This is a genomic window from Frigoribacterium sp. ME-P-080 (genome assembly GCF_030209595.1).
Lineage (GTDB): Bacteria > Actinomycetota > Actinomycetes > Actinomycetales > Microbacteriaceae > Frigoribacterium.
Genome location: NZ_JARVRR010000002.1, coordinates 245,197 through 264,150, shown reverse-complemented (window position 1 = coordinate 264,150; position 18,954 = coordinate 245,197). Strand labels below are relative to the sequence as shown.

The 18,954-nt window shown below is 69.1% G+C and carries 15 protein-coding genes; 4 read left to right on the top strand and 11 right to left on the bottom strand.

Features of this window, described 5'->3' with window-relative positions; all coding sequences use genetic code 11:
• Positions 1-66: 66 nt before the first annotated feature.
• Entirely contained in the window at positions 67-360 is a 294-nt protein-coding gene (locus QRN23_RS02750; protein WP_043594286.1) for a WXG100 family type VII secretion target, read from the bottom strand.
• A gap of 57 nt (positions 361-417) precedes the next feature.
• Between QRN23_RS02750 and QRN23_RS02745 the strand changes: the two genes are divergently transcribed.
• Positions 418-1,308: an FHA domain-containing protein gene (locus tag QRN23_RS02745; protein ID WP_123571256.1), complete on the top strand. Its 891-nt coding sequence runs from the start codon at positions 418-420 to the stop codon at positions 1,306-1,308.
• On the opposite strand, the gene QRN23_RS02740 is transcribed toward QRN23_RS02745, so the two are convergent.
• Together QRN23_RS02740 and QRN23_RS02735 are read right to left on the bottom strand one after the other, a co-directional pair.
• Complete coding sequence (locus QRN23_RS02740; RefSeq protein ID WP_285062411.1) at positions 1,305-3,725, bottom strand: ATP-dependent helicase; 2,421 nt, start codon at positions 3,723-3,725, stop codon at positions 1,305-1,307. The genes QRN23_RS02745 and QRN23_RS02740 overlap by 4 nt on opposite strands.
• A gap of 80 nt (positions 3,726-3,805) precedes the next feature.
• On the bottom strand, positions 3,806-4,798 hold the full coding sequence (locus tag QRN23_RS02735; protein WP_285062410.1) for a glycerophosphodiester phosphodiesterase family protein: 993 nt from the start codon (positions 4,796-4,798) through the stop codon (positions 3,806-3,808).
• Between the two features lie 304 nt (positions 4,799-5,102).
• Between QRN23_RS02735 and QRN23_RS02730 the strand changes: the two genes are divergently transcribed.
• The gene (locus tag QRN23_RS02730) at positions 5,103-5,936 is read left to right on the top strand and encodes a Bax inhibitor-1/YccA family protein (RefSeq protein ID WP_123571259.1); all 834 of its coding nucleotides are present in this window, start codon (positions 5,103-5,105) and stop codon (positions 5,934-5,936) included.
• 385 nt (positions 5,937-6,321) lie between these two features.
• Here the strand turns inward: QRN23_RS02730 and guaA are convergent, their stop codons facing one another.
• From guaA to guaB, 8 genes are all read right to left on the bottom strand, one after another.
• Entirely contained in the window at positions 6,322-7,875 is a 1,554-nt protein-coding gene (gene guaA / locus QRN23_RS02725) for a glutamine-hydrolyzing GMP synthase (protein ID WP_285062776.1), read from the bottom strand.
• 92 nt (positions 7,876-7,967) lie between these two features.
• Entirely contained in the window at positions 7,968-8,408 is a 441-nt protein-coding gene (locus tag QRN23_RS02720; protein ID WP_043595742.1) for a DUF3817 domain-containing protein, read from the bottom strand.
• Between the two features lie 75 nt (positions 8,409-8,483).
• Positions 8,484-9,335, bottom strand: coding sequence for an SURF1 family protein (locus QRN23_RS02715; protein ID WP_056043434.1), 852 nt, complete (start codon positions 9,333-9,335; stop codon positions 8,484-8,486).
• Between the two features lie 55 nt (positions 9,336-9,390).
• Positions 9,391-10,902 carry a cation:proton antiporter gene (locus tag QRN23_RS02710; protein ID WP_173153373.1) on the bottom strand — a complete coding sequence of 504 codons (1,512 nt, stop codon included), beginning with the start codon at positions 10,900-10,902 and terminating at the stop codon, positions 9,391-9,393.
• A gap of 4 nt (positions 10,903-10,906) precedes the next feature.
• Positions 10,907-11,437 (bottom strand): cation:proton antiporter regulatory subunit, encoded by a 531-nt coding sequence (locus QRN23_RS02705; RefSeq protein WP_043595745.1) that lies wholly within the window; start codon positions 11,435-11,437, stop codon positions 10,907-10,909.
• A gap of 201 nt (positions 11,438-11,638) precedes the next feature.
• On the bottom strand, positions 11,639-13,498 hold the full coding sequence (locus QRN23_RS02700; protein WP_082460137.1) for a glycerol-3-phosphate dehydrogenase/oxidase: 1,860 nt from the start codon (positions 13,496-13,498) through the stop codon (positions 11,639-11,641).
• A gap of 61 nt (positions 13,499-13,559) precedes the next feature.
• Positions 13,560-14,681 (bottom strand): GuaB3 family IMP dehydrogenase-related protein, encoded by a 1,122-nt coding sequence (locus QRN23_RS02695; RefSeq protein WP_056043439.1) that lies wholly within the window; start codon positions 14,679-14,681, stop codon positions 13,560-13,562.
• A 47-nt stretch (positions 14,682-14,728) separates the two neighbouring features.
• Positions 14,729-16,231, bottom strand: coding sequence for an IMP dehydrogenase (guaB, locus tag QRN23_RS02690; protein WP_123571262.1), 1,503 nt, complete (start codon positions 16,229-16,231; stop codon positions 14,729-14,731).
• Between the two features lie 359 nt (positions 16,232-16,590).
• On the opposite strand from guaB, the gene QRN23_RS02685 reads away from it, so the two are divergent.
• Positions 16,591-17,946, top strand: a complete 1,356-nt coding sequence (locus QRN23_RS02685) for a branched-chain amino acid ABC transporter permease (RefSeq protein ID WP_233568456.1) — start codon at positions 16,591-16,593, stop codon at positions 17,944-17,946.
• 12 nt (positions 17,947-17,958) lie between these two features.
• A complete protein-coding gene (locus QRN23_RS02680; protein ID WP_056043448.1) occupies positions 17,959-18,942 on the top strand; it encodes a branched-chain amino acid ABC transporter permease in 984 nt (327 codons plus the stop codon).
• The last annotated feature ends 12 nt before the right edge of the window (positions 18,943-18,954 follow it).

Here is an 18,954-nt window from a genome sequence, read left to right as displayed (position 1 = left end):
GTGCCGGAAGCCGGAGCGCGTCGCGTCTCACCGCGACCCGCCCCGGCCGTCCCCGTGTGTGGTCGGTCAGCCCAGGCTGCTGGCGAGCTGCTGGTCGGCGCCCTCAAGGGTGCTTGCCGCGTTCTCGAGGAACGTCGCCATGCTCTCGACCGCCGAGATCGTCTTCGACGCCCCGGTCGTGAACTCGGTGTACGTCGCGTCGAATGCCTTCGACGACTTGTCGGTCACGTAGCCCGAGCCGACGAGGTTGTCGATCTGCGACTTCATCTGACCCAGCTGGTCTTCGATCGCACGCTGCCCGTTGCGCAGCTGGGTGGCCTGCGTGCGCAGGTCGTCGTAGGTGACGGTGACATTGGCCATGAGGTGGTCCCTCTCGTTGGTGGTGCCGACCGGTCGGTCGGACTCGACCAATATGTCATGCCTGATAGTTTGCGTAACGGTTCTCCACAGATCGGAGTCGACATGCGTCGCAAGAAGGACAAGCCCAGGAGGCGCGAGCAACACCCGACGCCACCTCCGGTGATCACCGCCGAGACGATTCGTGAGCAACGTGCCGAAGGGCTGCTCTCGCGCGTCACCACCCTGCCCCTCCAGCCGCCCGCGCCGATCGTGACGTCCCCTCCCCCGCCGACCCGCGCCTCCTCTGGGTTCGTCGTCGAGGAGCGCCGAAGCGGGCCGGCACAGCAGGCTCCCGTCATCCCGGAGAGCACGCCACCGTCCGCCGCCGCACCCTCCGCGCCCCTCGCGACCTTCGCACCCCGCGCTGCCCCGATCCCTCACGCGCCGCGATTTGCCGCCACCACCCCGAGGCGGTCAGCCCCCGATCAGCCGGCCGGCGGTGACGCGGTGCCACCCGTTCCCGATCTCGAGGCGACGACGCTTCGCCCTCGGCACTACGGCCTGCGGCTGCCGGACGAGAGCGTCGTCCCCGTCACACGGCGCGCGATCGTGGTCGGGCGTCGAACCGACCGCCCCCTGCCCCCGCCGCCCGACGCCGATGTCGTGCCCCTCGACGACGCCGGCCGGTCGCTGTCTCGCCATCACGTCTCGATCGTGATCGGTACCGACGCGGCCGTCTGGGTCACCGATCTCGGCTCGGGAAACGGCACGACCCTCGTGGCGACCACCGGCGAGGTCACCGAACTCGAGGCTCACACCCCGGCGCGCGCCCGGGTCGGATCGCTGCTGTCGATCGGCGACCACAGCGTGACGGTCGTCCGGCACCGACCTGAGAGCGACACGACCGCGGCCCTCCTGCTTTCTAGGACACACGACACGACCTCTCGCGAGAACGCGGAGGGGGTCTAGATCTTCTCGATCGGCGCGACCTTGATCAGGAGCTTCTTGCGGCCGGCGCCGTCGAAGAGCACCTCGGCGATGCGGCGGGCGCCGATGCCGGTGACGGCCATGACACGGCCCTCGCCGAAGTCGACGTGCGAGATGCGGTCGCCGGCCTCGAGCTCCATGTCGCCGTTGTCGCGCACGGTACCCGTGACCCGGTTCGCCCACTCGGTCTTGGGCTTCGTCTTGGCCGCCGCCGTGGCCCGGTCGTAACTGCCCGAGCCATAGCCACCCGACGCTCGAGGCGTCGCTCCGCGGTTGCCGTCGCCACCCTCGCGACGGGCGTTGAGCGCCCGCGGCTGTGTGCCCCCACGGCTCGTGGCCATGCCCGGCGACTGCTTCCAATCGATGAGCTCGACGGGGATCTCTTGCAGGTACCGAGACGGCATCGCCACGTTGACCTCGCCGAACTGCGCCCGCGTCATCGCGAGCGACAGGAACAGCCGCTGTCGCGCACGCGTGATGCCGACGTAGAACAGTCGTCGCTCTTCGGACGGACCGCCGGGCTCGTTCGCCGACATGCGGTGCGGCAGCAGATCTTCTTCGACGCCGGTGAGGAACACCGCCTCGTACTCGAGCCCCTTGGCGGTGTGCAGGGTCATCAGCGACACCGTGCCACTCGTGTCGTCGAGGTCGTCTGCGGCCGCGACCAGCGTGACCTCGGTGAGGAAGTCGAGCAGCGTGCCGTCGGGGTTGTTCTTCTGGAACTCTTTCGTCACCGCGACGAGTTCGTCGATGTTCTCGGCGCGGGCCTCGTCTTGCGGGTCACGCGACGCGCGCAGCACCTCGACCAGGCCGCTGCCCGCGATCAGGGCCGACAGGATCTCGTGGACGGGCGCGGTCGCCGCCGTTGCCTGCACGTCGTCGAGCAGTTTCGCCAAGCCCGTGATCGCACCGGTGACCTTCGGCCCGAGGCCGAGCTGGTCGGCGTTGCGCATCGCGTCACGCAGCGGCGCCTCGTTGGTGTCGGCCCAGCGCTGCATCGCGGTCTCGGTCGCCGGACCGATGCCGCGCTTGGGCACGTTCATGATGCGTCGCAGGGCGAGCGGGTCGGCCGGGTTGGCGACGGTGATCAGGTACGCCATGGCGTCCTTGATCTCGGCACGCTCGTAGAACTTCGTGCCGCCGAGCACGCGGTAGGGGATGGCTGAGCGGATGAAGATCTCTTCGAGCGCCCGCGTCTGCGAGTTGGTCCGGTAGAAGACGGCCATGTCTTTGTAGTCGGTGCCGGACTCGTGCAACGCCGCGATCTCGTCCGCGACGAACTGGGCCTCGTCGTGACCGGTGTAGCCGGTGAACCCGACGATCTTCTGGCCGGCGCCGACCGTGGTGAACAGGTTCTTGGCCTGTCGGTCGAAGTTGTTCGAGATGACCGCGTTGGCGGCGTCGAGGATGTTCTGGGTCGAGCGGTAGTTCTGCTCGAGCAGGATGACCTTCGAGTTCGGGAAGTCGCGCTCGAACTCGACGATGTTGCGGATGTCGGCGCCGCGGAACGCGTAGATCGACTGGTCGGAGTCACCCACCACGGTGAGCGACGCCCCGGGGATGCCGCCACTGCCGTCGCGCATCGACTGGACGAACTGGCCGCCCCTCTCGAGCTCGTCGACGAGGTCGGCCTGCACCGGCCGGGTCAGCTCACGGATGAGCGAGTACTGCGCGTGGTTGGTGTCTTGGTACTCGTCGACGAGGATGTGCCGGAACCGCCGCTGGTACTGCGCGGCCACGTGCGGGAAGGCGCGGAACAGGTAGACGGTCTGGGCGATGAGGTCGTCGAAGTCGAAGGCGTTGGCCCGCTGCAGCTCGCGGGTGTACTGCCGGAAGATCTCGAGGAACATGACCTCTTGCGGGTCGTTCATGTTGATCTGGCGCGAGTACGACTCGACGTCGCTGAGCTCGTTCTTGAGTTTGGAGATCTTGCCCGAGGCCATGCTGACGGTCAGCCCGAGCTGGTCGGCGTCGAGCTCTTTCAGGATGCGCTTGAGCAGGGCCCTCGAGTCGGCGGAGTCGTAGATCGTGAAGCTCTTGGTGAAGCCGAACTGTTCAGCCTCGCGCCGGAGGATTCGCACGCACGCCGAGTGGAACGTGCTGATCCACATGCCCTCGCCTGCTTGACCGACGAGGTGCGCCACGCGCTCGCGCATCTCGGCCGCGGCCTTGTTGGTGAAGGTGATGGCGAGGATCTGGCTGGGCCACGCTTCGCGCGTCGCCAGCAGGCCCGCGATGCGGCGGGTCAGCACGCTGGTCTTGCCCGAACCGGCGCCGGCCACGATCAGCAGCGACTGCCCGCGGTACTCGACCGCCTCTTTCTGCTGGGGGTTGAGACCGGCGGTCAGGGGGTCGCCGGAACCGCCGGCAGCGTCAGAGGGCTCGAGCACGATCGTCATGGCCCGTCGAGTCTAAGCGCGACCACCGACATGGCGAGAGGGCGCGGGGCGACCAGGGGCGCAGGCGGCGTCGCGCGGGGTCAGCGGGACGCGAAGGCGACCCGCGCCTCCTCGGCGAGCTCGGGCTGGTCGGCGAAGACCCCGTCGACGCCGAGCGTCATGAGGGAGGTGAACTCGGCCTGCCAGTCGCCGAAGGCCGCCTTGCCACCGGGGCCGCGGTGGGCCTTGGCCAGGAAGGCGTTCTCGGCACGGAGCGTCCAGGTGAAGACGTCGAGGCCGGCCGCGTGCGCCCGGTCGACGACCCGACCGTCGGTCGCCCCCTGCGCGTCGACGAGCGTGTGCTTGTCGAGGCTGACGCCGTGCAGGCCTGCGTCGACGAACGACTCGAGCGACTCGGCGTGCAGCTGGTCGCGGTAGCCCACCGAGGTCCGCCCCGCCGCGACCAGGTCGGCCGCCACGCCCGCCCTCTCGAGCAGGTAGACGAGTCGGGCACCGAGCCGCTGGTCGGCCAGGCGACCGAGCACGGTCTGCTCGAACGACTCGATGGTCAGCCGCGGGTCGTCGACCCAGCGCCGCTGCCGCAGCTCGTCGGCGAGCAGCTCGCCGAGCGGCAGGCCGATGGAGTCGAAGTAGGTGGCGTGCTTGACCTCGGCGACGAGCCCGACCGGCCGATCGGCCGCGTCGAGCAGGTCGAGCAGGTCTGCCAGCCGCTGGATGCGCCCTTCGCCGTCGTGCGCCGCACTCTCGGGCCGAAGCTCGGGCAGCCGTTCGCGGATGCGCAGCGTGCTGAGTTCGTCCCAGGTGAAGTCCTCGGTGAACCAGCCCGTGACCTTCGTGCCGTCGATGGTCTTGGTCGTGCGGCGGTGCCGGAACTCGTCGTGGTCGGCGACGTCGGTCGTGCCCGAGATCTCGTTCTCGTGCCGCAGGACGAGCACGCCGTCGCTCGACGCGACCAGGTCGGGCTCGATGGCGTCGGCCCCGAGTTCGATCGCGAGACGGTAGGCGTCCTCGCCGTGCTCGGGTCGGTGACCGCTGGCGCCGCGATGGGCGATGACGAGAGGCGAGGTGGACACCCGGTCACGCTAACCGGCGTCCCCGTGCGCAGCCCGAGCCGCCCGACCTCCCGGCGAGAGGCCGTCTGCGGAAAGACCGTCTGTGGAGAGACGAGGAGGCGCGGCCCCTGGGGACGAGGCGTCTCGCCCCCCGCAGACGCAAAAGATGCACGGCACGCACGTTCGCCCTGCGAGAATGCGGCTCTCATCAGGCAGATCTTCAGCCATTCGTTGCACGACAGGCGTTAGCCTCATCTGTACGGAAACGCCTTCGTGAACCTGCGCGGGCGATCCACACATCCCTAGCGATCAGAAGAGGAACCCCTTGGCATTCTCGAATCCCGGCTTCAGTCAGTCGCCGGCCTTCTCGAAGAACGGCGGGCCCGTCATCCGTCAGCAGCAGGGCGCAGCCCAGCCGGTCGAGTACAACGGCATGACCGCCGAACAGCTGCAGCAGCTCTACTCGCAGCCCGCCGCCGGCCCCACGCAGACCGACCGCATGACCTACGAAGACACCATCACCAAGACGCTGCTCGCGTTCGGTGTCGTGCTCGTCGGTGCGGCCATCGGATGGTTCATCCCGGCCCTCGCCTTCGTCGGGGCCATCGCCGGCTTCGTGCTGGCGCTCGTCAACATCTTCAAGAAGAAGCCCTCCCCCGGGCTCGTGCTCGCCTACTCGGCGGCACAGGGTCTCTTCGTCGGTGGCATCTCGTCGATCTTCGAGAGCCAGTGGGACGGCATCGTCACCCAGGCCCTGATCGGCACAGTCGCGGTGTTCGCCACGACCCTGCTGCTCTTCAAGAGTGGCAAGATCCGCGCGTCGGCCAAGGCCACCAAGGTCTTCATGATCGCGATGATCGGCTACGGCGTCTTCTCGCTGATCAACTTCGGTCTGATGATCTTCGGTGCCAACAGCAACCCCTGGGGCCTCCGCGGCATGGAGATCTTCGGCATCCCGCTCGGCTTCATCCTGGGCATCCTCGTCGTGATCATGGCCGCGTACTCGCTGGTCCTCGACTTCGACCAGGTCAAGACCGGCGTCGAGCGCGGCGCACCCCGCATCTACGCCTGGTCGGCCGCCTTCGGCATCGTCATGACCGTGATCTGGCTCTACGTCGAGATCCTGCGCATGCTCGCCATCCTGCGCGGCAGCGACTAGCCAGCGCGGCGTCACCCGCACCACCCCGAAGCGGGGCTCGTTCCGACCGGGACGGGCCCCGCTTCTGTGTGGGTGGGGGTCGACGGCCGAGGGGGTGGGGGTCGATGGCCGAGGGGGCAGAAGGTGCTGCTCGTGGGCAGATGAAGAGCACGTTCTGCCCGCTCGTTCGTACCCTGGCCCGAGAGCACCCCGAGATCCAGGAACGACGACATCCCGCGGAGACGACGAAACCCCCTCTGGGCAGGCGTCTGCCGGAGGGGGCTCCGCGTCACTGCGCTTCGCGAGACGTCAGCCTCACTCCACGTTCGCGGCTACTGGTGGGCACCGGGGTCGCAGGCTCCCCCGGAATGACCGGGCTCGATGCTTCGCATCGAAAACAGCCCGGTCATTCCCATTCGATCGTTCCCGGGGGCTTGGAGGTGACGTCGAGCACGACGCGGTTGACGCCGTCCACCTCGTTCGTGATGCGGTTCGAGATGCGGGCCAGCACGTCGTAGGGCAGACGCGTCCAGTCGGCCGTCATCGCGTCCTCGGACGACACCGGACGCAGCACGATCGGGTGACCGTACGTACGACCGTCGCCCTGCACACCCACCGAGCGGACGTCGGCGAGCAGCACCACGGGGCACTGCCAGATCTCGTCGTCCAGGCCGGCCGCGGTCAGCTCGGCCCGCGCGATCGCGTCGGCCGCACGCAGCAACTCGAGTCGCTCGTGCGTCACCTCGCCCACGATGCGGATGCCGAGACCGGGGCCGGGGAACGGCTGACGCCCGACGATGACCTCGGGCAGACCGAGCTCGCGCCCGATCGCGCGCACCTCGTCCTTGAAGAGGGTGCGCAGCGGCTCGACGAGCTCGAACTGCAGGTCTTCGGGCAGGCCGCCCACGTTGTGGTGGCTCTTGATGTTCGCCGTGCCCGTACCGCCACCGCTCTCGACGACGTCGGGGTAGAGGGTGCCCTGCACGAGGAACTTCACGGCCGAGTCGCCCTCGGCCGCGGCCTCGAGCACCAGCGCCTCGGCGGCGGCCTCGAAGCTGCGGATGAACTCGCGGCCGATGATCTTGCGCTTCTGCTCGGGGTCGGTCACCCCGGCGAGGGCGTCGAGGAACTGCTGCTCGGCGTCGATCGTGACGAGTCGCACACCGGTCGAGGCGACGTAGTCCTCTTCGACCTGACGACGCTCGTCGGCGCGCAGCAGACCGTGGTCGACGAAGACGCAGATCAGCTGGTCTCCGACGGCCTCGTGCACGATGGCGGCCGCGACGGCCGAGTCGACCCCGCCCGACAGACCGCAGATGACGCGTGCGTCACCGACCTGCTCGCGGATGCGGGCGACCTGCTCGGCGATGACGTTGCCGCTGTTCCAGTCCGCGGGGATGCCGGCGGCGCGGTGCAGGAAGTTCTCGAGCACGGCCTGGCCGTACGACGAGTGCTTGACCTCGGGGTGCCACTGGACGCCGTAGAGCTTGCGGGCGTCGCTCGAGAACGCGGCGACGGGGGTCGAGGCGCTCGAGGCCAGCACGTCGAAGCCCTCGGGGGCCTTCGACACCGAGTCGCCGTGGCTCATCCACGTCGTCTGCGAGGCCGGCTGGCCCGACAACAGCGTGCTGTCGCCCTCGGCGAGCGTGACGTCGGTGGCGCCGTACTCACGCTGGCCGGTCTGCGAGACCTCGCCGCCGAGCGCCTTGGCCATGGCCTGGAAGCCGTAGCAGATGCCCAGCACGGGGATGTCGAGGTCGAAGATGCCCGCGTCGATGCTCGGCGCGCCTTCTTCGTAGACGCTCGACGGGCCGCCGCTGAGCACGATGCCCACGGGGTTCTTCTCGGCGATCTCGGCCGCGGTGATCGTGTGGGGCACGATCTCGCTGTAGACGTTTGCCTCACGCACGCGCCGGGCGATCAGCTGCGCGTACTGGGCGCCGAAGTCGATCACGAGCACGGGGCTCTGCGCGGTCTCGGGCGCTCGGTCGGCCGGTGCGGGGGCCGTTGCGGCGGTCGTCGCCGACGCCTCGGCGGTCTCGGGTGCGTCGGTCACGCGGGGGCTCCCTCGGTCGTGGGGGTGGTCTCGGCGGTCAGGGCTTCGTACTGCCGTGTCGCGAGCTTGGTCATGTGGCTCTCGACGAAGAACGAGAGCAGGGGCACGACGCCGCCGAGCGCGATGAGGAAGAACCGCGAGAACGGCCACCGCATCAAGCTCCAGAGACGGAAGTCGGCGAAGAGGTAGACGACGTAGAGCCAACCGTGCGCGATGAGGATCGCGGTCGACAGGTTGAAGCCCGTGGTCGAGTCGACGGGCACGAGGAACCCGCCCTGACCGCCGAGCTGCATCTCGAGCTGCAGGGGCGTGTACTTGAACAGCATCTCGAAGATGAGCAGCAGCAGCATCACGCCGGTGACGTACGCCGAGATCTTGTAGAACCTGACGGCACCCGGGATCTTCGGGATGTCGCGTTGCCGGGGCTTCAGAGGCATGGGGACGATTCTAGCCGCGCCCGCCCCTGCGCCAGGACGGCACCTGTCGATGTCGAAAGGTCGGGACGCGCGGGGTCAGGAGGCGCGGGTCGGCTGGGTCGCGCCGCGCGCGTCCGCCTCGGCCCGCGCCTCCTCGGCTTCTTCGTGCTCGCGCTCGAACGCGTCGCGGACGAGCCGGAACCAGAGGAAGACGGCGAAGCCGGCGAAGACGACCCATTCGATCGCGTAGAAGACGTTGAGCCAGTTGAACTGCACGTCGGACGCCGGAGGCGCGGAGTCGATCTCGCTCAGCGACGCGGGTGCGGAGTCGGAGACGACGTAGCCGCCGTAGACCTGGCCGTCGAAGCCGGGCCACTCGTTGATCAGGGCGGCCACGGACACGACGGTCTGCGCACCGCTCTCGAAGTCGCTCTCGGTCGGCGACTCGGACGGGAAGTAGCGGCCCTCGACCGTGACGGTCGAGGTCGCGGCCACGGACGGCTCGGCGGCCTCGGCACCCTCGCGGGTCGCGGACCAGCCGAGCCCCACGGGCAGCGAGGCGCCGTTGGCGTCGTCGACGAAACGGCCGATCAGCCAGTAGCCGGTCTCGCCGCCGTTGACGCGGTCACCGATGACGGCGAAGTCGTCCGGGTCGAACTCACCGGTGACGGACACGCGCTGGGCACCGAGCGAGTCGGCGAAGGGCGTCTGCGGGGTCGCGACCGACGACAACACCTTGCTGGTCTCGGTCTCGGGGTTGACGACCTGCACGCTCTCGACGCTGCGCTCGATCTGCCAGTGACCGAGCCAGGCGAAGATCGCCGCCACGACGAGGGCGAGGCCGAGCAGGGCGATCCAGCGGGGTCGACGGGCGACGTGCCACATGGTCGCGGGCAGCGGTTCGCCGTCGACGCCGAGGAGGGCGGGGCGCTGCTCGGTCTGGGTCACGGAGGCGATCGTACCTCGCGTCGCCCACGAACCCGCTGGGACGACGGCGAGCGGTTCAGTACTCGGGGTCGCGTCGGCGCGTGGCCCGCTGGTCGCTCTGTTGGCCCGCCTGCTCGGCCCAGATGCGGGCCTCGTCGGCGTCCATCGCGTCGAGGTCGTCCAGGTCGTCGTCCGCGTCGGCATCGGCGTCGGCCCCGTGTCGCGTGGTGTCGACCCGGCCTGCGGCGGCCCGCGCCGCACCGGCCCGGACCCGCTCGGTCTCGCGCTCGTCGTCGTCCTCGGTGACCTCGGCCTGGTCCAGGTCGTCACCGGCGAGGGCGGCCTCCATCAGGGCGATCTCGTCACCGCTGCGCGCCTCGCGTTCGAGACGACGGGCCTCGGCCTCGGCACGCTCGGCCTTCTTGCGCGACCGCAACAGCACCGAGCCGATGCGCTCGCTGTTCGAGGCGAGGACCGGCCCGAGCACCGCCATGATCAGCACGTACAGACCGGCGAAGGGCTGCAACCGCTCGTCGAGACCCGCACCCGCGGACAAGGTCGCCAGGATCAACGCGAACTCGCCCCGGTTGACCAGGATGACCGTGGTGTTGATGCCCGCCTGCGGCCCCAGCTTGTTGAGCCACGCGACGAACTGCCCGGCACCTACGTTGAGCAGCACGGTCATGCCCACGGCGATGGCCACGGGGCCGAGCACGCTCGGGAACAGGGCCGGGTTGAGCCCGAGGCCGAAGTTCAGGAAGAAGAACGCCCCGAAGACGTCGCGCATGGGCAGGGCGAACTGCTCGACCCGGTTGCGGAACTTCGTGGCCCCGATGATCAGGCCGATGAGGAACGCGCCGATCGCGTCGGTCACCCCGAGCACCTCGCCGAGGCCGGCGAAGAGCACGGCCAGTCCGAAGAACAGCACGGTGAAGAGTTCGTCGTCACGTGTGCGCATGAGCCGGGAGACGACGCGACCACCCCATCGGGCCACGCCGAACATCACGACGAGGAACGCGAAGGCGATGCCGAGCTTCAGGATCACCGGCCCGGGGTCGGTCTCGCCGCTGAGCACGACGGACACGATCGCGAGATAGATGGCGATGAAGATGTCTTCGACGACCGTGACGCCGAGGATCATCGGCGTCTCGCGGTTCGCCAGGCGGTTCAACTCGATCAGCAGCTTGGTGACGATCGCACTCGATGACGTCGCCGTCATGCCCGCGATGATCAGCGCCTCGCGCGTGCCCCACCCGAGCATGAAGCCGAAGATCAGCCCGACGCCCATGTTGATGGCGATGTAGCTGCCGCCCGAGACGATGAGCCGCCCCGCGTTCGAGAAGAATTCGTCTTGGTCGAACTCGAGGCCGAGGTTGAACAGCAACAGGATCAACCCGAAGATGGCGATCAACTCGATGTTGTCGGACTCGAAGCTGAGCGGGAACCACCCCGTGTTCGTGCTGGCGAGCAGGCCGACGATCATGTAGATCGGGATCGACGGCAGGCCGATCAGCTTGCCGGCGCGGCCGAGCACGTACGCGATCAGCAGCAGGATGCCGAGGACGATCAGCTCTTCACCCAGGTGCATCGGCCTAGCCCCCGGGTGGGGCGTCGACCGGCGAGCGGTGCTTGAGCTCGCCCGTGCGGTAGAACGAGAACGCCTTCGCGACCTTCTCGGGGGAACCGGCCACGACGAGCGTGTCACCGGGGAACACCTTGAAGTCGCCCGACGGCGCCGGGTTGGCCGCGTCGCCCCGGACGACCGCCACGACGGTCAGGCCGACGACGCCCTTGGCGCCGAGGTCGCCGAGCGGCTGACCGGCGATGTGGTCGTCGTAGTCGACCGTGAACCAGTCGATGCTGAGGCCGGGGATCTGGTCGAGGGCCGAGAGCGACTCGGTGATGCGCGTGCCGCCGAGCAGTTCGGCGAGCGTGTGCGCCTCGTCTTCGCTGAGGCGCAGCGAGACCTTCTTGACGTGGTCGCCGTCGACGTCGTCGCTGAACGTGATGAGGTCGCTGTGACCCGAGCGGTGCGTGATGACACCGCATTTGCCGCCGTCGTCGGTGATGAAGGTGTGCAGCACACCCACGCCGGGGAGCTTGACTCGACGCACGTCAACCATGGTTCGTCTCCAGTGGACTCGGGGGCAGTCGTCTCAGCCTAGCGGCGGGTTCGGCCGCGGCAGCCGGGCTGCTCACGGTGGGGACAACCCGTCACCCTCCACAGGTGTTCCCGTGTCCGCGGACGGAGGAACCGCGGGAGGCGCGGTGCCCGACGAACGGGCACCGCGCCTCCTGCAGGTGGTCGCGCGAGCGACCGGGCATCAGCCCTGGCGACCGCCCGGGCTGCCCGCCGAGGTGTCGTCGCCCGGCGTGCCCGCGGGCTCGGTGACCTCCTCGCCCGGCTTGGGCGCGCCTCCTTGGTCGGCACCGGCGACGACCATGTCGTCCTCGTCGAAGCCGAAGGTGATGTCGGGCGCCTCGAGGCGGACGCGGTCCGCCGACTCGTCGTCGGGCTCGAGCTGGCTCGCCCGCTCGGCGGCGACCCGCTTGAGGTAGTTGGCCACCTCGGCCTCGGCCTCGTCGTCGCTCCAGCCGAGCACGCCGGCCATCAGCTTGGCGGCGACGGGAGCGGCGGACTCGCCCCGGTCCCACGCCTCGATCGAGATGCGGGTGCGGCGGGCGAGGACGTCCTCGAGGTGCAGGGCGCTCTCGTGGCTCGCGGCGTAGACGACCTCGGCGCGGATGTAGTCGTCTGCCCCGGGGAGGGGCTCGGCGAGCGACGGGTCGTCGCGGATGAGGTCGAGGATCTCGTCCGTCGTGGTGCCGTACCGGTTGAGCAGGTGCTCGATGCGCACCTTGTGGACGCCGAACGCCTTCGCGATCTTGCCGCGCTTGTTCCACGCCGCGTGGTACCCCTCGGCGCCGATCAGCGGGATCTCCATCGTGGTGCTCGACGGGATGCGGCCGTCGAGGGCCGCGACGGCCTCGTCGATGGCGTCCTCGGCCATGACCCGGTAGGTCGTCCACTTGCCACCGGCCACGACGACGAGGCCCGGCACGGTGTGGGCGACGATGTGCTCGCGCGAGAGCTTCGACGTCTGGTCGGACTCGCCCGCCAGCAGCGGACGCAGACCGGCGTAGACGCCCTCGACGTCGGCCCGGGTGAGCGGCACGGCCATGACCTTGTTGACGTGCTCGAGGATGTAGTCGATGTCGGCCGCCGTGGCCGCGGGGTGGGCCTTGTCGAGGTCCCAGTCGGTGTCGGTCGTGCCCACGAGCCAGTGACGGCCCCACGGGATGACGAACAGGACGCTCTTCTCGGTGCGGAAGATCATGCCCATGTCGGAGTGGATGCGGTCGCGCGGCACCACGAGGTGCACGCCCTTCGACGCCCGCACCTTGAACTGTCCCCGCTCGCCGACCATGGCCTGCGTGTCGTCCGTCCAGACGCCGGTCGCGTTGACGACCTGCTTGGCGCGGATCTCGAAGTGCTCGCCGGTCTGGTAGTCGTGCGCCTTCACGCCGACGACCCGCTCGCCCACCTTGACGAAGCCCTCGACCCGGATGCGGCTCGCCGCGTGGGCGCCGTAGCTCGACGCGGTGCGCACCAGCGACGAGACGTAGCGGGCGTCGTCGACCTGGGCGTCGTAGTAGGTGAGGCCGCCGACGACCGCGTCCTTGGACAGGCTCGGGATGGCGCGGAGCACCTGCGTCTTGGTGAGGTGACGGTGGTGGGGGACGCCGGGCGGGCGACCACCGGTCCAGCTGAAGATGTCGTAGAGCGCCATGCCGGCACCGATGTAGAACCGCTCGTAGACCGGCTTGCTGAGCGGGTAGAGGAACCGCACGGGCTTCACCAGGTGCGGTGCCAGGCGCTGCAACAGCAGGCCACGCTCGATCAGCGCCTCGCGCACGAGACGGAAGTTCAGTTGCTCGAGGTAGCGGATGCCACCGTGCACGAGCTTCGACGAGCGACTCGACGTGCCGGAGCCCCAGTCACGGGCCTCGACGATGCCGACGCTCAACCCACGCGTCACGGCGTCGAGCGCGGAACCCGCACCGACGATGCCACCCCCGATCACGAGGATGTCGAGTTCTTTCGTCTTCAACGCCTCGACGGCTGCGGCCCGTTCGTCGGGGCCGAGCTTCGTGGAGAGCGAAACGGACGCGGACTTGGCCATGCGAGCCTCCATCGTTGGATTCGGTCGGCCCGGTCTCTCGACCGGACCACCCCATCAAACGCTAGTGAGGCTGGTAGGGGGCCACAACCACCTCGACGCGCTGGAACTCCTTCAGGTCGCTGTAGCCGGTGGTCGCCATCGAACGACGCAGCGCGCCCATGATGTTCGACGTGCCGTCGACCGTCGTGGCGGGGCCGTAGAGGATCTTCTCGAGCGAGCCGATCGTGCCCACGTGCATGCGTCGGCCGCGGGGCAGTTCGGGGTGGTGCGCCTCGGCGCCCCAGTGGTAGCCACCGCCGGGCACGTCGTCGGCCCGGGCCAGCGCGGCACCCAGCATGACGGCGTCCGCGCCGCAGGCGATGGCCTTGACCAGGTCGCCCGAGGTGCCCAGGCCCCCGTCGGCGATGACGTGCACGTAGCGCCCGCCCGACTCGTCGAGGTAGTCGCGGCGCGCGCCCGCCACGTCGGCCACGGCGCTCGCCATGGGAGCGTGGATGCCCAAGGAGGCGCGGGTCGTGCTGGCTGCGCCGCCCCCGAACCCGACGAGGACGCCGGCGGCACCGGTGCGCATCAGGTGCAGGGCGGCCGTGTAGGTCGAGGCGCCACCGACGATGACGGGGACGTCGAGCTCGTAGATGAACTTCTTGAGGTTCAGCGGCTCGCTGTTCTTCGCGACGTGCTCGGCGCTGACCGTCGTGCCCCGGATGACGAAGAGGTCGACGCCGGCGTCGACGACCGTCTGGTACAGGTCTTGGGTGCGCTGCGGGCTGAGGGCGCCGGCCACGGTGACCCCGGCGGCGCGGATCTCGGCGAGGCGGTCGCGGACGAGCTCGGGCTTGATCGGCTCGCTGTAGATCTCTTGCATGCGGGCGACCGAGTCGTCGTCGGAGAGCTCGCGGATCTCGGCCAGCACCTGCTCGGGGTCGTCGTAGCGCGTCCAGACGCCCTCGAGGTCGAGGACGCCGAGGCCGCCGAGCTGGCCGATGCGGATGGCCGTGGCCGGACTGACCACCGAGTCCATGGGCGCGGCGATGACCGGCGACTCGAACTGGAACGCGTCGATCGACCACCCGACCGAGACGTCGCGCGGGTCGCGCGTACGCCGGCTCGGAACGATGGCGATGTCGTCGAACGCGTACGCGCGGCGGGCTCGCTTGGAGACGCCGATCTCTACCTCAGTCACCGTGCCACCCTACCGGAGCCGGGGGTCGCGCCCCCGGCCCGGCGGCATCACCGGCGGTAGTTGGGGGCCTCGACGACCATCTGCAGGTCGTGCGGGTGGCTCTCCTTCAGGCCTGCGGCGGTGATCCGGACGAACTTGCCGTTCGCCTTGAGCTCGGCCACGGTGCGGCCTCCGACGTAGAACATCGACTGACGGAGACCACCGCTGAGCTGGTACACGACGTTGTTGAGCGCGCCGCGGTAGGGCACCTGACCCTCGACGCCCTCGGGGATGAGCTTGTCGTCGCTCGGCACGTCGGCCTGGAAGTAGCGGTCCTTCGAGTACGACGTGTTCTTGCCACGCGTCTGCATCGCACCCAGCGAGCCCATGCCGCGGTAGTTCTTGAACTGCTTGCCGTTGACGAACACCAGGTCGCCCGGGCTCTCGTCGCAGCCGGCGAGCAGCGAACCGAGCATGACCGTGTCGGCGCCGGCCACCAGGGCCTTGGCGATGTCGCCCGAGTACTGCAGCCCACCGTCGGCGATGACCGGGACGCCGGCCTCGCGAGCGGCGAGGGACGCCTCGTAGACGGCCGTGACCTGGGGCACGCCGACGCCCGCGACGACGCGGGTGGTGCAGATGGAACCCGGGCCCACGCCGACCTTGATGGCGTCGGCGCCGGCCTCGATCAGGGCCTGGGCGCCGCTGCGCGTGGCGACGTTGCCGCCGATGACGTCGATGTGCGCGAAGCTCGGGTCGGCCTTGATGCGACGGATCATGTCGAGCTCGCCCGAACTCTCGCCGTTGGCGGTGTCGACCACGAGCACGTCGACCCCCGCGTCGCGCAGGGCGCTGGCGCGCTCCCACGCGTCGCCGAAGAAGCCGATCGCGGCGCCGACCCGCAGGCGGCCCTCGTCGTCCTTCGTGGCGTCGGGGTACTTCTCGCTCTTGTCGAAGTCCTTGACGGTGATGAGGCCGCGCAGGTGCCCGGCCTCGTCGACCAGGGGCAGCTTCTCGATCTTGTGCTGCGCGAAGATGGCGATCGCCGAGTCGGGGTCGACGCCCTCGGGCGCGGTGATCAGCGGGGCCTTCGTCATGACGTCGCGGACGAGCGTCGTCGACATCTCGAACGGCGAGACGAATCGCATGTCTCGGTTGGTGATGATGCCGACCAGCGTGCCGTCGCCCTCGACGACCGGCAGGCCCGAGACGCGGAACTGCCCGCAGAGCGCGTCGACCTCGGCCACCGTGGCGTCGGGCGTCGTCGTGACGGGGTTGGTGATCATGCCCGACTCGCTGCGCTTGACCTTGTCGACGTGCGCGGCCTGGTCGGCGATCGAGAGGTTGCGATGGATGATGCCGATGCCGCCCTGGCGCGCCATGGCGATGGCCATGCGCGACTCGGTCACGGTGTCCATCGCGGCCGAGAGCAGCGGCACCGCGACCCGGATGCGCTTGGTGAGCTGCGACGAGGTGTCGGTCTCGCTCGGGATGACGTCGGTGCGGCCCGGAAGCAGCATGACGTCGTCGTAGGTGAGTCCGATGAATCCGAACGGGTCCGGCTGGTCCATGAGTCCCCTTCGAAGGAGCGAGATGAGGGTGGGTGGGTTGGCACCGGATCGCCGTCGAGCCCGGTAGTCGATATTAACCCAGCCCGCGCCTCCTGCATTCCTCTCGGCGGCGCACCCGCCGCATCGCCGAGGAGGCGCGCGCGGCCCCCCGGGACGCAACGGAACGGCACCGTTACCGATCCGACACACGGAAGATTCGTGATTCTCGCTCGACATGGGGGATTCTGTACCGACTCCACTCCGTCGCGCACCTGAAACATGCTCGACACACAGCGGAGTTACTGTCAGCGACGACGACGCCCCGGGAGCAGAACGAGACCGCCCGAATCTCGACGGGGCGCTTCCCACCAGGAGGTTTTGTGAGACTCTCGACGACCATCGCGTCGCGGCCACGGCTGCGGCAGTCCCTGATCGTGACGGCCTCCGCCGTACTGCTCGGACTCCTGGCGACCTTCATGGGGGCCTTCGCCCCGACGGCCGCCCACGCCGCGGCCGCCGCCTGCACCACCGACGCGACGACCGGCTGCATCCAGGGAACGATCAACGACAGCGAGCGGGAGCCCGCCTCGGGCGTCGACGTGATCGCGACGAACGCGACCGGCGACGAGCAGACCGCGACCACCGACGACACCGGTCGGTGGAGCATCGCGGTGACCGAGGCCGGCAGTTACACCGTGACGGTCGACCAGGACACCCTGCCCGACGGCCAGTTCCTGGTGAACGCCGACAACGCCGAGCGCACCGTGACCGTGAACCTCGGCGCCACGGCGAGCGCCCTGTTCGCCCTCACCGCCGAGGAAGGCGCCACGAGCGGCGCCGCGACCGCGTCGAGCTTCAACTGGGACCGCTTCGCGCAGCAGTTCGCCTCGGGCATCCGGCTCGGCCTGCTGCTCGCCCTCGCCGCCATCGGCCTGTCGCTGATCTACGGCACGACGGGCCTCAGCAGCTTCTCGCACGGCGAGCAGGTGACCCTCGGCGGTCTGCTGGCCTACTCGTTCACCTCGATCGGGGTGCCGCTGATCCTGGCCGCGGTGCTCAGCACGGTGATCTGTGCGGCGACGGGCTACCTGCAGGACCTCGCGATCTGGAAACCGCTGCGGAAGCGCCGACTCAGCCTCACCCAGCTGATGATCGTGACCATCGGCCTCTCGATCGCCCTGCAGTACGCCTTCCAGTACTTCTACGGCGCCGGCACCGTGCGCATCGACCGCGACAACCCGACCACCGTCGACTTCCTCGGCGTGACCCTCACCGTCCAGTCGTACGTCGCCATGGCGATCTCGGTGGTCGTGCTGGTCGGCACGGGACTGTTCCTGCTGAAGACCCGCACCGGCCGCGCCACCCGCGCCGTGTCGGACAACCCGGCCCTCGCCGCGGCCTCGGGAATCGACGTCGACCGCATCATCCGCCTGGTCTGGACGCTGGCCGCCGGCCTGGCCGGCCTCTCGGGCGTCATGCTCGGCCTCGTGCTCAACGGCGTCAACTGGATGACCGGCCTGCAGATCCTGCTGCTGATCTTCGCCGCCGTCACCCTGGGCGGCCTCGGCACGGCCTTCGGGGCCCTGGTCGGTTCGCTGATCATCGGCATCATCGTCGAGCTGACCAACATCTGGCTGCCCGGCGACTTCAAGTACGCGACGGCGCTGCTGATCCTGATCCTGATCCTCGTGTTCAGACCACAGGGCATCTTCGGGCGAAAAGAACGAGTGGGCTAAGGGGACACGACCATGTACTTCATCGAACTCCTGCGGGCGCTGAGCGCCGAGGCCCTCGCGCCCACGACGGCCGCCTTCGCCATCGCGGCGATCGGCCTGAACATCCACTTCGGCTTCACCGGCCTGATCAACATGGGCCAGGCGGCGTTCCTGCTGCTCGGTGCCTACGGTTTCGCCATCTCGATCAGCAACGGCCTGCCCCTCGGCCTCGCCGTCATCATCGCCCTGCTCTGCTCGTTGGTCTTCGCGCTCATCCTCGGCGTGCCGACGCTGAAGCTGAGGGGCGACTACCTGGCCATCGTCACCATCTGTTCGGCCGAGATCATCCGGTACGTGGGACGGTCGAGCATCCTGACGACCACGACGGGTGGCTCGAACGGCATCCCCGGGGCCTCGTACCGCGAGGCCTTCACCGCCCTCTCGCCGCTGCCCGACGGCCAGACGACGATCCTGTGGTTCACCTACGAGAACAACGGCGTCAACGGCTGGTGGATCCGCATCGCCGGCTGGAGCATCGTCGCCCTCCTCAGCCTCCTGGTCTTCCTGCTCAGCCGCAGCCCGTGGGGCCGCGTGCTCAAGGGCATCCGTGAGGACGAGGACGCCGTGCGCAGCCTCGGCAAGAACGTCTACTCGTACAAGATGCAGGCGCTCGTGCTCGGTGCGCTGATGGGGTCGCTCGCCGGCATCATCTACGTGCTGCCGAGCTCGGTGCAGCCCGACAGCATGGGACGGTCGATGACCTTCTTCATCTGGACGGCCCTGCTGCTCGGTGGTGCCGCCACCGTCTTCGGCCCGGTGCTCGGAGCGATCCTGTTCTTCGTCACCCGCCTGCTGGTGCGCACCCTCGCCGGCGACTTCATCCCGTCGAGCATCATGAACGGCCAGCAGGCCGAGCAGTTCTCGTACATCCTCGTCGGCATCGCCCTCATGCTGCTGATCATCTTCAGGCCACAGGGCATCCTCGGAAAGAAGAAGGAGTTGGCGTTCAGTGTCTGACACCTCGAGCAC